The sequence below is a fragment of the Myxococcus eversor genome (genome assembly GCF_010894455.1).
GTDB lineage: Bacteria > Myxococcota > Myxococcia > Myxococcales > Myxococcaceae > Myxococcus > Myxococcus eversor.
In genome coordinates, this window is sequence record NZ_JAAIXY010000015.1 from 96,237 (window position 1) to 110,540 (window position 14,304).

The 14,304-nt window shown below is 68.3% G+C and carries 14 protein-coding genes; 7 read left to right on the plus strand and 7 right to left on the minus strand.

Features of this window, described 5'->3' with window-relative positions:
* The first annotated feature begins 130 nt into the window (after nucleotides 1-130).
* Entirely contained in the window at nucleotides 131-709 is a 579-nt protein-coding gene (locus G4D83_RS27960; RefSeq protein WP_163867904.1) for a TIGR02265 family protein, read from the plus strand.
* Nucleotides 710-719: 10 nt separating this feature from the next.
* On the opposite strand, the gene G4D83_RS27965 is transcribed toward G4D83_RS27960, so the two are convergent.
* Nucleotides 720-1,196 carry a peroxiredoxin gene (locus G4D83_RS27965; RefSeq protein WP_163867905.1) on the minus strand — a complete coding sequence of 159 codons (477 nt, stop codon included), beginning with the start codon at nucleotides 1,194-1,196 and terminating at the stop codon, nucleotides 720-722.
* 204 nt (nucleotides 1,197-1,400) lie between these two features.
* Nucleotides 1,401-1,931, minus strand: coding sequence for a hypothetical protein (locus G4D83_RS27970; RefSeq protein ID WP_163867906.1), 531 nt, complete (start codon nucleotides 1,929-1,931; stop codon nucleotides 1,401-1,403).
* Between the two features lie 329 nt (nucleotides 1,932-2,260).
* On the opposite strand from G4D83_RS27970, the gene G4D83_RS27975 reads away from it, so the two are divergent.
* Both G4D83_RS27975 and G4D83_RS27980 read left to right on the plus strand, forming a co-directional pair.
* The gene (locus G4D83_RS27975) at nucleotides 2,261-3,025 is read left to right on the plus strand and encodes a hypothetical protein (RefSeq protein WP_163867907.1); all 765 of its coding nucleotides are present in this window, start codon (nucleotides 2,261-2,263) and stop codon (nucleotides 3,023-3,025) included.
* 131 nt (nucleotides 3,026-3,156) lie between these two features.
* Complete coding sequence (locus G4D83_RS27980; RefSeq protein ID WP_163867908.1) at nucleotides 3,157-3,621, plus strand: DoxX family membrane protein; 465 nt, start codon at nucleotides 3,157-3,159, stop codon at nucleotides 3,619-3,621.
* Between the two features lie 63 nt (nucleotides 3,622-3,684).
* Here the strand turns inward: G4D83_RS27980 and G4D83_RS27985 are convergent, their stop codons facing one another.
* The 3 genes from G4D83_RS27985 to G4D83_RS27995 all read right to left on the minus strand — a co-directional run bounded on the left by G4D83_RS27985 (nucleotide 3,685) and on the right by G4D83_RS27995 (nucleotide 8,037).
* Nucleotides 3,685-4,662: a Fic family protein gene (locus G4D83_RS27985; RefSeq protein ID WP_163867909.1), complete on the minus strand. Its 978-nt coding sequence runs from the start codon at nucleotides 4,660-4,662 to the stop codon at nucleotides 3,685-3,687.
* 196 nt (nucleotides 4,663-4,858) lie between these two features.
* Nucleotides 4,859-5,632 carry an SDR family NAD(P)-dependent oxidoreductase gene (locus tag G4D83_RS27990; RefSeq protein ID WP_163867910.1) on the minus strand — a complete coding sequence of 258 codons (774 nt, stop codon included), beginning with the start codon at nucleotides 5,630-5,632 and terminating at the stop codon, nucleotides 4,859-4,861.
* Between the two features lie 164 nt (nucleotides 5,633-5,796).
* Entirely contained in the window at nucleotides 5,797-8,037 is a 2,241-nt protein-coding gene (locus G4D83_RS27995) for a M9 family metallopeptidase (RefSeq protein WP_163867911.1), read from the minus strand.
* Between the two features lie 354 nt (nucleotides 8,038-8,391).
* Here G4D83_RS27995 and G4D83_RS28000 point away from each other — a divergent pair, with 354 nt between their 5' ends.
* Nucleotides 8,392-10,161, plus strand: a complete 1,770-nt coding sequence (locus tag G4D83_RS28000; protein ID WP_163867912.1) for a hypothetical protein — start codon at nucleotides 8,392-8,394, stop codon at nucleotides 10,159-10,161.
* Between the two features lie 85 nt (nucleotides 10,162-10,246).
* On the opposite strand, the gene G4D83_RS28005 is transcribed toward G4D83_RS28000, so the two are convergent.
* A complete protein-coding gene (locus tag G4D83_RS28005) occupies nucleotides 10,247-10,552 on the minus strand; it encodes a hypothetical protein (RefSeq protein WP_163867913.1) in 306 nt (101 codons plus the stop codon).
* A gap of 193 nt (nucleotides 10,553-10,745) precedes the next feature.
* Here G4D83_RS28005 and G4D83_RS28010 point away from each other — a divergent pair, with 193 nt between their 5' ends.
* Entirely contained in the window at nucleotides 10,746-11,204 is a 459-nt protein-coding gene (locus tag G4D83_RS28010) for a hypothetical protein (protein WP_163867914.1), read from the plus strand.
* Nucleotides 11,205-11,294: 90 nt separating this feature from the next.
* Here the strand turns inward: G4D83_RS28010 and G4D83_RS28015 are convergent, their stop codons facing one another.
* Complete coding sequence (locus tag G4D83_RS28015) at nucleotides 11,295-11,648, minus strand: hypothetical protein (RefSeq protein WP_163867915.1); 354 nt, start codon at nucleotides 11,646-11,648, stop codon at nucleotides 11,295-11,297.
* Nucleotides 11,649-11,904: 256 nt separating this feature from the next.
* Between G4D83_RS28015 and G4D83_RS28020 the strand changes: the two genes are divergently transcribed.
* On the plus strand, nucleotides 11,905-13,041 hold the full coding sequence (locus G4D83_RS28020; RefSeq protein WP_240356687.1) for a YcaO-like family protein: 1,137 nt from the start codon (nucleotides 11,905-11,907) through the stop codon (nucleotides 13,039-13,041).
* Nucleotides 13,038-14,216, plus strand: a complete 1,179-nt coding sequence (locus G4D83_RS28025) for a TfuA-like protein (RefSeq protein ID WP_163867916.1) — start codon at nucleotides 13,038-13,040, stop codon at nucleotides 14,214-14,216. Before G4D83_RS28020 ends, G4D83_RS28025 begins: the two co-directional genes overlap by 4 nt.
* Nucleotides 14,217-14,304 lie beyond the last annotated feature (88 nt).

Genomic DNA, 14,304 nt, shown 5'->3' on the forward strand with positions numbered 1-14,304 from the left:
AGCGTCGCATGAATTCAAGAATCTCAGGAAATGACAGCAAATTGGGCGACAGTTGGTTGGGGCGCCAATTTGCCCTGTTCGCCGAGCCGCTGTCACAATGGCCGCGGTTGGTGCAACCCACGGACTTCTCATGGTTCTGGAAGGCTCGGGCTCTCGCATCAAGGGGGGCGTGCTCATATCCCGGCTCAACATGCTGCGCCGACACGGCGGGCAGGTTCGCGTCGACGAAGTCCTCGGGCGACTGCCTCCGTCGGACCAGGCGTTGCTTCGCAAGTCGATATTGCCGGTGGCCTGGTATCCGCTGGAGTTGAACCTGCGGTTGGACACGGCCATCGCGGAGGTGCTGTCGCCGGAGGACGAGGGCCGGGCCTTCATCGACATGGGGCGTGCGTCCGCGGACGAGTCGCTGCACGGCCCCCAGCATGCCTTCGTGAGGGCGGGGGAGCCGCACTTCCTCTTGAGTCAGGCGGCGCGCATCTACCGGTTCTATTACGCGGTGGGCTCGCGCACGTACGACTGGATGGGGCCCCGGTCCGCGGTGCTGCGCACCTTCAGCGCGGAGAACGTCACGGAGGCGGACTGCCTCACCATCATCGGATGGCACGAGCGCGCCATCGAGCTGTCGGGGGGCCTGATGCCGCGAATCACGCACCCGATGTGCCGCGCCCGGGGCGCGTCTCATTGCGAGTACCACTGCTCCTGGGATTGACGCCCGGGCCTCAGGCGGCCGTGTCGTAGGCGACGGGGAGTGGGGTGGACTCGAGGTAGCGCAGGACGTCGTCCAGGTGGCGGTACACGCGCACCTCGTGGCGGATGATGTCCTCGATGCGGCCGTCGGGGCCGATGATGAAGGTGACGCGGCGGTCCACGCGGAGCACGGGCCACAGCACGTCATACGCCCGGCTGATGACCCGGTCCGGGTCTCCGAGCAGGGAGAAGTGGATGTCTTCCTTCTCCGCGAAGGCGCACTGGGTGCGCTGGGTGTCCACCGACACGCCCACCAATTCAGCGCCCAGGGCCTGGAGGCGGTGGTGGTTGTCCCTGAACGCCCGGTTCTCGATGGTGCAGCCGAGCGTGAAGGCCTTGGGGAAGAAGAAGAGGATGACCCGGCGGCCCCGGAGCGCGGACAGGCTCAGGGGAGCGCCATGGCAGTCCGTGGCGGCGAAGTCTGGCGCGAGGTCTCCGATGGCGAGCATTCCGACAGCTCCCTTTCTGGTGGCCGCGACGGTCCACCGGTACCATGTTTTTCGCGCGAGTCCGGAAACGGTTTCCTCGCGGGACGCCACCCGTTGTCCCCTCGACGTCGGGACTGTGTGCTTCCCAAGTCCCCGAGGGGGGCGCGTCCTCCATCGCATGGTTGGAGTCCATGGGGTGTTAAGTAGTGTTGAGCGTCCCCCGCCTCACTCCGGCTGGCCGATGGGCGAGTCGTCGTAGGTCCGCCCCGCCTGGTTGCCGAACCAGTACCCGCGGTACACGACGCCGTCGCGGGAGCCGCTCGAGTCGAGGAACACGTCGACTCGCTTGCCCTCGGTGTCATGGGCCTCGACCTCGGCGTAGTCGTTCTCCAGCCCGAGGCCGGCCTTCACCTTCTGGGCCTTCGCGCCGCTGACCTTCACCTCCAGCTTGCCGTCCACCTCGTTGACGGCGGGCCCGTTCGGGTCGAACACCAGGTGCAGCCGGCCGTTGAAGCCCTTGGGCACGGTGAAGTGCACGACCTTGGCGGTGCGCGCCTCCCACCAGGAGGCGGTCAGGTCGTCGAACACCACCGCGAAGAGCCCCACCGCGCCGACCACGAGCAACACGAGCCCCACGCCAATGGCCACGGGCGTCGTGAACTTGAAGAGCTTCTTGAGGAGCAGGGTGAGGCCGACGCCGATGCCGCCGCCCATCGCGAGCAGTATCAACATGCCCAGCAACACCGCGATCGCCATTCCACTGTCCGGACCGTTCACTTCGTTCGACTCCTCGCCGCGCGGGCATGAATGCGGCGTGAGTCCGAGTCCCCCCGAGGTCGTGGAACGGGACGCGAGTGCTCGGGCCGCTTCGCACGGAGCATAGGACGGAGCGCGCCGCTCCCACGAGGGGCGAGGCAGGGGCTCCTCAGAGGGTGTCTCCGATGACGTCGGCTCCGGGGACATGGGTGTGTCCGCGAAGCTCGGGAGGTGACGCGCGCTTGCGTGGCTCCGGCCCGCCCGTGTGAACTCAGGCGGCGCTGTCCTGTCCAGGGCGGGCCTCGCCCATGGGGCGAAGAGGGGTGTTCATGAAGGAGTCCAAGCTGTCCATGGGGTGGAGACGCACCTGTGTCGCGATGCTGGTGGTGGGAGGCGTCTTCTCGTCGACCGCGTGGGCCCAGAAGCCCGCGCCTTCGGAGCAACGCTTCGCGAAGCGCTTCCTCGTCATCCTCGCCGCGGAGCCGGAGCTGGGTCCCCAGGATGAGCTCCAGGCGCGGATATCGAAGCAGGCGGACATGAAGACAGACTTCGCTCGTCTGTCCTCCACGGACTTCGCGGGCCTCAAGCCCTGTCTCCAGATTCTCGTCGCCAACAGCTTCGCGTCGAAGGCGGAGGCGCAGGCCTACGGAGGCAAGCTCAAGGCCCTGGGCGTCACCGCCTCCGTGCGGCCGGCGGGGGAGTATGTCGGTGGGGATGCCGCCCGGAAGAAGCAGTGCGCGCCCGCGGAGGTCTGGCAGGCCGGGTTCCGGTTCAAGCCCGACGCCCACGAAGACGATGGCTCGCCCTGGTCATTCACGGCGAGCGCCGTGCTGAAGCACGCGGACGGCAGCGAGGAGGTCCGCGCGCTGAAGGGGAGGTTCTCCAATGGAGAGGTGCCCCAGGACATGACGCGGGCCTTCAGCGTCTGGTGGGCCGGTGGGGGCTCGGACGTGAAGCTGGTGCGCAAGGGCCAGGCGCTGGTGGTCCTCCAGCGCTTCAAGGACGAGGGCATCGACCCTCGCAAGGAGCGGGACGTCGAGGTCGCCCGCTTCGTGCTTCCTCCCCAGGTTCGCGTGAGCGGGTTGGAGCCGTAGCGGCGAGGGCAGGGGCTCTTGTCATTCCGAGCACTTGCCGGCGGCTTCCAGATGAAATCGTCGCCATGTCGATCTCCTGGAAGGTCGTTCGTCGTGATGGCAGAGGCAGGGATGCCGAGGAGGAGTACGCCATGGGAACGGAAACGACGTTGAATGGGAATGTCACTGGAGCTGGGCAGGACACGAAGTCGCTGGCTCGCCACCTGCCGACGGTTGCTCGGGTCCTGACGGGGTTGCTCTTCTTCGTCTTCGGGCTGAATGGCTTCCTGAATTTCATCCCCCCGCCCTCGGAGCCCATTCCCGAAGGTGCGATGGCGTTCAGCGCCGCGCTCATGAAGACGGGCTACATGATGTCGCTCATCAAGGGCACCGAGGTGCTCGTGGGCCTGCTGCTGTTGACGAACCGCTTCGTGCCGCTGGCGCTGGTCCTCCTCGCGCCCGTCACCGTCAACATCGTCGCCTTCCACGCCTTCCTCGCCCCGAGTGGGATGGTGATGACCTTCATCGTCCTGGCCCTCCACCTGTATCTGGCCTGGGCGTACCGGGCGGCGTACCGCTCCGTGCTCGTCGCGCGCGCGGTGCCAGGCGCGAAGTGAGCTTCACCGGTCCGCCCCAGGTTCGCGGGAGTGGGTTGGAGAGCGTAGCCACGAGGCCCCGCACTAAAGCAGGCTCAAGCGCCTCCTCAGCTCCTGCTCACGGTTGAAGTCCACCCACGCCGCATCCGGGGCATCCAGGTTGCCAGACTCAGTGACGAGCTTTTGCCAGACCTTCTGTCCCTCACGGATGTGTTCCACCCAGTGGGGCAGGGTCATGTGATGGACGCTCAGCGGGCTGTAGAGGACCGCTGGCGTGTGGCCCGCATCGACCAGCAGCCGGTTCAACACCAGTCGGTTGGTGCGGGTGTTGTAGTCCACGTAGGCATGGAGGTTCTCCAGCGCCTTGTGCGTCCGGGCCACGGCGAGCAACGCCTCATCCAGGTCGAAGACGAAGCGCGTGGCCAGGTAATGCTCCCGGAGGAGCCTGTCGACCTCCTCCAAGGGGTTGTCGACCGCCGCCAGGACGATGCGGCACACCTTGGGCGTGGTGACATCGATTCGCGCGATGAAGGGGTCATGCTCGCCCAGCAGCGTCTGGGCGCTGTCATGGAGCTGTTCGAACGTGAGCGTGAGCTCTCCGACACGAGGCTGGGCTCCAAAGTCGTACTGGTCCCTGGAGACGAGTCCATGGAGCCTGACGTAGGCATCCCTGTTGAAGTTGCCGAAATTGAAGGTCGAGCTGACGAAGCGGTCCGCCTTCATCATCCGGGCGTTGTACTCGGGGTCGGCGACGTCCTGCGGCCGGGCGTGGGGGTCCTGGTGAAGTCGGTGGTGCCCCCTGATGTAGACATTCTCCCCCCAGTGTTGATGGCGGCCGTCGATGTGCTCGCGCCATTTCTGGGCGGGCCCCAGCAGGTCATACCGCTCCTGTTTCGACAGGGAGATCAGCTTGAAGTCGAAGGCCATCTCCGCCGCGAGCTCCCGCTCTTCCCGCTCGCGTCGCAGCCGAGGCATGCCCCGCTCGCGCTGCGCGGTGGCGCGTCGCTCGTAGGCTTCCAGGGCCCTTCGGCGCTTCTCCTCTTGCAGTTTCGGATCTGGCATGGGGTTCCTCGGCCAAGCCCGGGCAGCTCGTTGCCTGGACGTGCGGAGGAGTGAGAAAGCAAGCAGCGTACCGAGTGAGCGTCCAGGGGCCACACGGTGCGAGTCACCGGGTCCGCGTCCTCCGGGAACGCGGCTGCGTCCCAGTCCGCCTGGGCTCGCCCTTCATCAGGCGGAGAGAGGGCGGTCGAAGGACTGTCTATCCCGCGGAGACGTTGGTGTAGCCGCCATCCACGGTGAGCACGCTCCCCGTCATGTAGCGAGAGGCCTCTGACGCGAGCAGCAGCAGGGGCCCATCCAGCTCCTCGAAGTGGCCGGTGCGCCGCTGGGGGATGCGCTCCACCATGGCCCGGCCCTCGGCGGTGGCGAGGAACTCCCGGTTGAGGTCGGTCTCGAAGTAGCCGGGCGCCAGGGCGTTGACGCGGATGCCATGGGGCGCCAGGTCGACGGCGAGTGCTCGGGTGAGGTGATTGACGCCCGCCTTCGAGGCGCAATAGGCGGGCAGTCCTTTCTCCACCACGCCGCCGAGGATGGAGGAGATGTTGATGAGGGTGCCTCCCCGGCGGTGACGGATGAGGTGGCGTGCGGTCTCCTGTGCCATCAACCAGACGCCCTTGAGGTTGGTGTCCATCACCCGGTCCCACTCGGCCTCGTCCTGCTCGTTCCAGGGGAGCGAATCCACCGTGCCCGCGTTGTTGACCAGGATGGACAAGGGGCCCAGCCCGGCCTCCACCTCCTCGAGCGCGGCGCGCACCCGGCGCGAGTCCGTCACGTCGAGCGGTACCACCAGGGCCTTGCCTCCCTCGGCCTGGATGGTCCGCGCCACGCCCGACAGGGCCTCGGTGTCACGCGCCGCCAGCGCGGTGGCCACTCCCTGACGCGCCAGCATGAAGGCGAAGTGTCTCCCCAGTCCACGTGAGGCGCCGGTGATGAGCGCCACCTTCCCCGCGACGTCGAAGTGTCCCTGCGCCATTCACTCCTCCTGTCAGGATTCTGCCTGAACACTACCAAGGGCAGACACTCCTCGGCGAACAGGCAGGGCATTCGTGACTCGACCTTGAGCGGAAGGTGGGCGTGCTGAACCGTGAATGACGCCCAGGTGGCTTCGCGTCCACCTGGGCGTCTGTCTTCGCCGGGTCAGGGCGCCCCGTCGAAGTGGGCCTCCAGCTTCACGTCCGAGTAGGGCGTTCGGGCCATGAGCATGAGGTAGTAATAGCCACCCGTCATGGGGGTGGGGATCTCCACTGTCTCGTCGTTGCCCGGAAGGAAGGGCCGATAGTCATACGTGGTCGTCGTGGGCCACGTGCCGGCGCGGATGTACAGGTCCGCGTTGCCGGTGCCGCCGCTGGCCTTGAAGCGCAGGTTGCGCGCGCCGGGGGGCATATAGAGATAGAAGTAGAGCGCGCTGCCAGTGGAGGCGAGCGGGCCCCGGTAGCAGCCGTTGTCGAGCCTCTGGCCATTGGCCGCCGTGCAGGGCGGAGTCGTGCCCGGTGGAGGCCCGGAGTCGGGTGGCACGCAGGCGCTCGGGTCCGTGGTCGCCGCGACACAGAGAATCCACGAGTGGAACTCCGCGTCGTTCGCCGTCCCCAACGCATCCAGGGACTGTCGATAGGCGCTGTAGTTGCCCGCGCGGAACTGCGCCAGGAACGTGCCCACCTGGTCCGGGTGCCGCTCGAACATGAAGCGCGTGGCCAGATAGCCCCACGAGTACACGCGGTCCGCGCCGCTGTTGTAGTCGTTGCGCAGGATTTGACTCAGCTGAAAGACCCTGCCCGTGCCCGACGTCACCGCGCTGTCGTTGTCGTCCTGTCTCGAGATGTACTCGGCCAGGCCTTCAATCCACCAGATGGTGGGTTGGCTGCTGCTGGCGGTGAAGTCACCCTTCATGTTGAAGCGGCCATCCAGGTAGTGGATGTACTCGTGGCGCAGGTTCCAGATTTCGAAGGTGGGCCGCAGCCACTCCGCCTCGTAGGCGATGAAGCGGGCCTGGTTGCCGGAGGCCGCGGGGTCTCCTTCCAGGTACATGCCGCCACTGTGGGTGGTGACGCCGAACAGCACGCCCGCGTACGTCTGGTAGTCGAACCTGCTGTCGAAGACGACCACCTCCAGGGACGTGTTGTTGTCGCTGGCCACCGGCACGCGGTTCGTCTTCAACTTGTCGTGGAAGTACGACTCCTGCGCGGCGAGTTGCTCACAGCTCTGCGTGAGCTGCGAGGCCGTCATGTCCTGCACGCGCAGGCGCAGCGTGGCGCCGCAGGTATGCGTGGTGCCGAGCACCGTCTGCTCCACCGTCCGCCGGAAGTCGCAGATGCCGTACCAGGCGCAGTTCGCTCTGTCGTAGTACTCGGCCATCTCCGCCGTGCCCACCCAGAGACCCGCCGTGGGGCCCGTCATCGAGTGGTTGTCGAAGACTCCCTTCACCTTGAGGCGCGTCAGCGTCTGAAGGGTTCCAGAGTGTTGGAGGAAGCGGGCCAGCTCGCGCGCCGCGTTGACGGTGAGGTACTGGTTGGAGGTGGCCAGCAGGTGTCGGGTGCGGGTGATGAAGGAGTCGAGCGAGTCGAGGATGGACGTGTCCGCTCGCACAGCCGTCACGAAGTCGGTGTTGTAGTGGCCCCGATAGAGGCCGTTGAAGACGCTGTTGGTGGCGCCTCGCATGGACGACGAGGCCACGGTGGTGTCATTGAACCGGTCCAAGAGGCCCTTGAAGGTGCCCAGATGCCAGGCGGTCTCCCCCGCGCTGTCGATGAGGGTGACGAACTCCTGGAGCACCGTGCCGTGCGCGTCGTTGACGTCCCTGAAGTGGCAGTTGGCGATGAAGGCCGCGAGCGCCGGGCGGATGGCGCTGCGCAGCGCTGTGCCGTAGCTGCCCACCGCGCCTGACTGGTAGAACTGCACGTAGTAGCCAGCGCGCAGGAACAGGATGAGCTGGAGCGTCTGCGCGGTGTTGTCGCCCACGTACAGCTGGGCGTTGGGGGTGAGCGCGGTGGCAATGGTGACCATCTTGCTCTCCATGAAGACCTGCCCGGCCTGGGTGCCCGTCACACCGAACAGCGTGTTGATGCACTCCTCCGTGGAGCCCTTCACCAATGTCACGAGCGAGGGGCCACTGGCGGCCGCGAAGGCCGCCGTGTCACAGGCGAGCAGGGCCCGCGATGCCGTGGCGAGGGCTGGCTCCTCACGCAACAGCTCGGGGGCGACATCCGGCTCGCGCTCGGCGGGCTGGATGCGGCGATGGGTGTGCTCCAGCCCGTGGGCCTTCCACGTGGACTGCGCGGGTGGAGGCTTCCCAGGACGGGCGAGCGCCCCCGTCGCGAAGAGGGTGAGACCGACAGCGAGGACAAGGGAATGGCGATACCCATCCGTGATGGGACGGCGCATGGACTCAGGCTCCTCGGTGGCTGGCACTGCAGCGCGGTGTCAGTCGTTCCGGGTGACGCTGAGATGAGCCTCGAGGGGCATTTCTACATCCGGGTACAAGTGCAACTCCCGGGCGACGCCCCGTCCTGAGGTCCGTGTCAGTGGCAATCCCGGTCGACTCGACGTGTCTCGATGAATTCGAGGTACCACGGGAATAGCAGTCGGGTCTGACAGTGGACCCCGGTGTCAGCTTCCCTCTCCGGGGCCGTGAAGCTCGCGCCCGCCTCGCGGAGCCCTACCGGATGCGCGCCCTCGAAAGAGGGCCCGGGTTCCCGGTTGGCAAATACAACCGGGTCTCCGTTATTGTCCGACGCATTGGGTAAGAGCCTCGAGGACATCACCGCGATTCGCGACCGGCTGGACGACGATGCGCCCCGGCTCGCGCTGGCCAGCACCCTCACCGCGCGGGGAGACCCGAGAGGTGAGTTCATCGAGATGCAGTGCGCGCTCGCCCGCTATCCGGATGACACGCTCACGCGGGACACCCTCCTTGCCCGCTCCGAGGCACTGCTGGCGAAGCACCAGGAGGAGTGGCTGGCGCCCCTGGGACTGCGACGCCGCGAGGTGAAGTGGGCCCGCGGCTTCGTCGATGAGGTGACGCTGACACCGGCGCGGCTCGAGGAGGTGGGCCCCCGGCTCCTGCGCGGCGAGCCGGTCCGGACGCTGAAGTTGGGGGGACTCGACAGTCGCGCCGAGAAGCTGGAGCAGGCCCTGGGTTCTTCCCTGCTCGATGCCATCGAGGTGCTCGACCTGACGCACTGCCGGCTGGGGCCGGACGCGGGCGAGGTGTTCGCGAGGGCCCAGGGCCTCACCCGACTTCGTGGGTTGCAATTGAAGGGCAACAGGCTGGGCTTCGAGGGTGCACGGGCGCTCGCCTCCGCGCCGGGGCTGCGCGAGTTGACGCATCTGGACCTGCACGGCAACGGCGTGGGCCCCGGCGGAGCTCGGGCCCTCGTCAAGTCGTCGTACCTGACCAACCTGCGGGAGCTGGGATTGGGGTCCTGGCAGGACCGGGAGGATGAGGAGTCCGACGGACTGCTCGGCGATGCGGGGGCGCATGTGCTGGCCCGGGCCACCCAGATGCCACGCCTGAGGGCGCTCGGAATCGAGTGGAGCGGGCTCACCCAGAAGGGCGCCCGGCTGCTCTCGGAGGCGCCCCACCTGGCGGACCTGCGCAAGCTGTCGATGGCGGGAAACGACGTGCGCAGCCATGGGGCGCGCGCGCTGTTCGAGCGGATGACGCGGCTGGAGTACCTGGACATCCGAATCAATGGGCTCGGACTCGCGGGGATGCGCGTGGTGACGTCGTCGTTGAGCCGGCTCACGTCGCTCGACCTGGGCGACAACGGGCCCGGAGTCGCCCAGGCCCTCGCTGAAGCGCCCCGCCTGACGGGCCTGCGCGAGCTGTGGCTGTTCTCCTCCGAGGTGGGAGATGAGGGGGCACGGACGCTCGCGAGCCTCCCCCACCTGTCTCAGCTCAAGACCCTGATGCTCTCCCACAATGGCGTCGGTCCCGAGGGTGCGAGGGCGCTCGCCCACTCACCATCGATGTCGGGATTGAGGTCCCTCGACCTCGGCGGCAATCCCATCGGCTCGGAAGGGGCGTGCGCGCTCGGCGGCGCATCCTCCTTGAGTCAGTTGTCGACGCTGAACCTGTCGTTGACCTTCATCGATGAGGCGGGATGCCGGGCGCTGGCCGCCGGTGAGCACTTCCAGCACCTGACCGCGCTGGATCTCAGCATCAGTCAAATCAGGGACGGAGGTGTCCAGGCGCTGGCCCAGGCGCGTCACCTCTCCCGACTCCGGACGCTGAATCTCCTCCAGAGCGAGATTGGAGAAGCGGGCATGAGCGCCCTCGCGGCGGCCCCACACCTTTCGGGGCTGAAGTCACTCAACCTCTCCGGGAACCTTCACACGGAGGCGGTCCTGCGCGGATTCACCAAGGCGCCCTGGGCGGCGTCCGTCGAGGAACTGGGGCTCACCCGCTGGTGGTTCGAGGGACTGCCGGATGCGGGCGCGGCCCTGCTCGCGGAGCTCTCCCGTGCGATGCCCCACGTGAACTTCGGCCGGTATGTCCGCGAGTGAGAGCCGCTCACGGAAGCGGACGCGCACCCTCCATCGGAGGCGACGGGCCCGGAGACGACACGGGCCCGTCTGTCCTTCCCGCGCCCTAGAAACAATCCCCACAGGCGTAGTCGCCCGTCGGGCCCGCGTCGTAGAACTGCGTGCTCGACTGACAGTGCAGATGCAGGACGTTGTAGTGCCCGGGCCCGGCGTAGTTGCAGGGCGGCTGGTGGGCCGCCAGTCGATTGCAGCCCCAGAGATACACTTCCGTGAAACCCGCGGGGCAGCTTGGCGCGAGCGACTGCTCCTGCTCGGCGTCAGCCGGTTCTGACACCTCCGCTTCCACACCACCACAGCCCATCACCAGACCCGCCACCAGGAACGAGACACCCAACAAAGGCATTCTTCGCATGTGACCTCCCGGAAAAGCACTCATCGTCGCGCAGCGCTGACATGATAGCGCATTCCTGGAAGAGCAGCAGGCGAAGCGGGTTGCCGATTCGTGTGGATATTTCCGTCAGTGATAGACGAGTGGTTGAGGGGATGGAGGTTGATTAGTCTTTGCGCGCCACTCACGGCGAAGCCCCCACCTCACGAGGAGCCCCATGCGCCCGACAGAGATGCTGATGTCGCAGAAGACCCCGAAGGCCCGTTTCTCTTCCCGCGCTGGATGGCTGTCAGTGGGCGCCGCGCTCTGGCTGGGTGTGGGGTGTGGAGGTCCGGAGCCGCGGGAAGGAGAAGCGCTGGCGGTGGACGAGGCCGCGCTCACCGTGGGGACACTGGGATGCTATGTCGACACGGATGCGCTGGACGTGCCGACTCCGGTCCGGTGTATCGGTTACCATGACGGGCCGACCTACCTCTTCTATGAGATGATTGGCGCGAGCCCTGGATACACCTACGAGTGGAGCGACTCCCGCTGCGGGACGACCGGACCCGTTTGTGTCATCCCCGCCCGGGCCACCACGCGGCTGACGATGACGGTCACCATCCGGAACAGCTCGGGCGTGGTGGTGAGCACCCAGTCCGCGCGCGCCACGCTCTTTCCCATCACCGTCCCTTGAGTCTGACGTGAGCATCGGCTGGAGGCGCTCGTGGTCTCCAGCTCCCACGCCGGGCGAAGGGGCCGCTTCGCCCGGCGGTGAGTCAGCCGGCTAGCAGTTCTGGACGCACGCCGAAACGGATGAACTCGGGCGGACCGTCGCGCTGCTCCCGCAGACGTACTGCTCGGAGCCGCACTCCTGGCGGTACTTCTGGGTGCCCGCCTGGTACTGCTTGCAGGCCCAGAACTTCCATCGATACGTGCCGCCGGTGCAGGCGGAGTCCACGTAGCCACCGCCGCCCCAATCACGACAATTGTTCGTGAACGAGCCCACCGAACAGACCCGTTGCTCCACGTCACCCACGACGACCTCGGCTTCCGGCGTCTCGGTCTCCGCGCCGCCGCAAGCGCTCATGCAAGCCACCACCGCCCCCAGGAACAACGAACGCACGAAGTGCTTCGACATGGTTCGACTCCATCGGTTGTGTGTCAGCTCGTCGGCCACCCGGTGTCTGCCTTGGACAGGCCAGGCGCGTCCGGCGAGTGGCGGCCTTATCCCAGACGTTTCCCTCTGCCAGGGATTAAGCGGAATTAAGTCCGATTAAGGCGGGGGGATGGGGGCGCCGCGGGTGTCGCGTGCCACCCCGAGGGAGAGGGCTTCGCGCGTCGCTGCTGACCTTGCCCGGCCGAGGTGCTATCCGCCGGGGGTGTCCTTCGAGCGAATGACGTCGTCCCGGCTGGCCCGGGCCATGGGGGTGACGCGGGTGGCTCGCGTCACCGGGTTGGACCGCACCGGTGTGGAGGTGGCGTGCGCGGTGCGCCCGGGCGGGCACGTGCTCCAGGTGTGCAACGGCAAGGGGCTCACCCCGGACGAGGCCGCGTGGGGCGCGCTGTTCGAGACCGCGGAGCTCTGGGCAGCGGAGACGGTGGTGCCGGGGCGGCTCGCCTGGGGGGCTCGCGCGGAGCTGGAGGGACGGCTGGGGCCGCTGTGGGGCGCGGACTCGCTGGGCTCCGCGGGGGCGCTCGTGGAGCCTCGGCTGTGGGGCGATGCGGTGCGGTGTGCCTGGCGCGAGGCGAGAGAGCTGGGCTCGGGCCAGGCGGTCTGGGTCGCCGCGCAAGGTGTGCACGTGACTCCGCCGGGAGGTCCGTCGCTGGGGCCGGTGGCGGCGGCGTGGACGAGCAACGGCTCGGGCGCGCATCCAGAGGCGGCGAAGGCGCTCTTGCATGCGCTCCTGGAGGCCGTTGAAAGAGATCAGCTCGCTCGGGTGTTTCCGGAGGGGTGGACGGAGGAGGCCGTGCGGGGGCGGCTCTTGCGGACGGCGGAGCTGGCGAGGGCCGCGCCTCGGACGGCGGCGCTGGCCGAGCAACTGCGGGAGCGGGGCTTCGCGGTGTACCTGTTCGATGCCACGCCGTCCGCGCGCACGCCGGGCGCGGTGGGCCTGCCCGTGGGCGCGGCGGTGCTGGTGGACCTGGAGGAAGGGCCCGTGCCGCTCACGGCGGGGTATGCCTGCGCGCTGGAGCGCGACACCGCGCTCTTGAAGGCGTTGCTGGAGGCCGCGCAGTCACGGCTGACGGACATCCACGGCGCGCGCGAGGACGTGGCGTCGGTGGACCGGCAGGCGGCTCGGGACTTCGCGGAGGCGTGCGCGGGCGTGCGCGCGAGGCGGCGGGCCGGGGAGCTGCCGGACCTGGGCGCGGTGGCGCGAGGGCCCGCCGAGGTCGCCGTGCGACGGGTGCTGACGCGGTTGAAGCGCGCGGGGTTTGCTCGCGTGGCCTCGGTGGAAATGGACGCGCCCGTGCCCGGCTTGCACGTGCGGCGGGTGGTGGTGCCGGGCATGCTCATCTCGGAGCTCCTATGAAGCGGCGCGCGGAGGAACTGGTGGTCTTCCTGGGGCCCTCGCTCCGTGCGGAGGAGGCTCGGAAGCTGGCCCCCTGCGTGGTGGTGCCCCCGGCCCGGCAGGGAGATGTGTGGCGCGCGCTCGGCGCCCGGCCGCGTGCGATTGCCCTGGTGGACGGCGTCTTCGAGGCCCAGCCGTCGGTGTGGCACCACGAACTGCTGGCCGCGCTGGAGGCGGGCGTGGCCGTCTTCGGTGGCTCCAGCATGGGAGCGCTGCGCGCGGTGGAGCTGGCGCCTCATGGCATGGTGGGCGTCGGACGGATTTTCGAGTGGTACCGCGACGGCGTCATCTCGGACGACGCGGAGGTGGCGCTGCTGCACGCGGATGCGGAGCACGGCTGGCGCCCGCTCACGGTGCCGCTCGTCAACGTCCGGCATGTGGCGGAGCGGGCTCGGGAAGCGGGCGTGTTGAATGCGCGGCTGGCCCGGGGACTGGTGGACGCGGCGAGCGCGCTCTTCTACCAGGAGCGCACGTGGCCCCGGCTGATGGAGCGCGCGAGGGAAGGGTGGTCGGAGGCCACCCGGGATGCCTGGGAGCGCTGGTTCCCCCAGGGCATGGAGGACTTGAAGCAGCGGGACGCGCGGGCCTGCATCCAGGCCGCCGCGGAGTGGGTGGCCTCGCGAGTGCCCCCGGTGCCTGGGATTCGGCGGTCTCCTTCGTCCCTGGTGCGGCGGCGACGGCTGGTGGAGGACGTGACGCGGCTTCCTGGCGCCGTCGTGCCCTCGGGGCAGGTGCTGGAGGTGCTGCGCCAGGCCCCCGATGCGCGCGCACTCGCGGAGGCGGGGCTGCGACGGGCGTTGCTGGCGGGGTGGGCCCGGACGATGGGGTTGTCCCCCACTGCGGACGAGGTGGAGGAGGCCCAGGCCGCGTGGTGGCGCGAGCGCGCGGTGCCCGTGCGCAGGCGCGACGCGTGGCTGGTCGCGAATGGACTGGATGCCAAGGGGCTGCGCGCGCTGTGTGAGGAACTGGCGCTGGAGCGGCTCGTGCTGACGCAGTCGACGCGGCTGCTCCCGGATGGCCCGTCCTGGGAGGAGGCGCTGGCCTCCGAGTCCCGACTGCGCGGGCGCTGGGCCGAGGCCGCGCTCGCGGTGTCCGAGAGCGACGAGGTGGACGTGCTCGAGCACGACGCGGACTGAGCAGGGAGGATGGCCGGGAGCCAACGGAGGGAGTTGGGTCCCCTTCGCCACGGCCAACCCACCTGCCGGGTGGGAAAAATCGTGACAG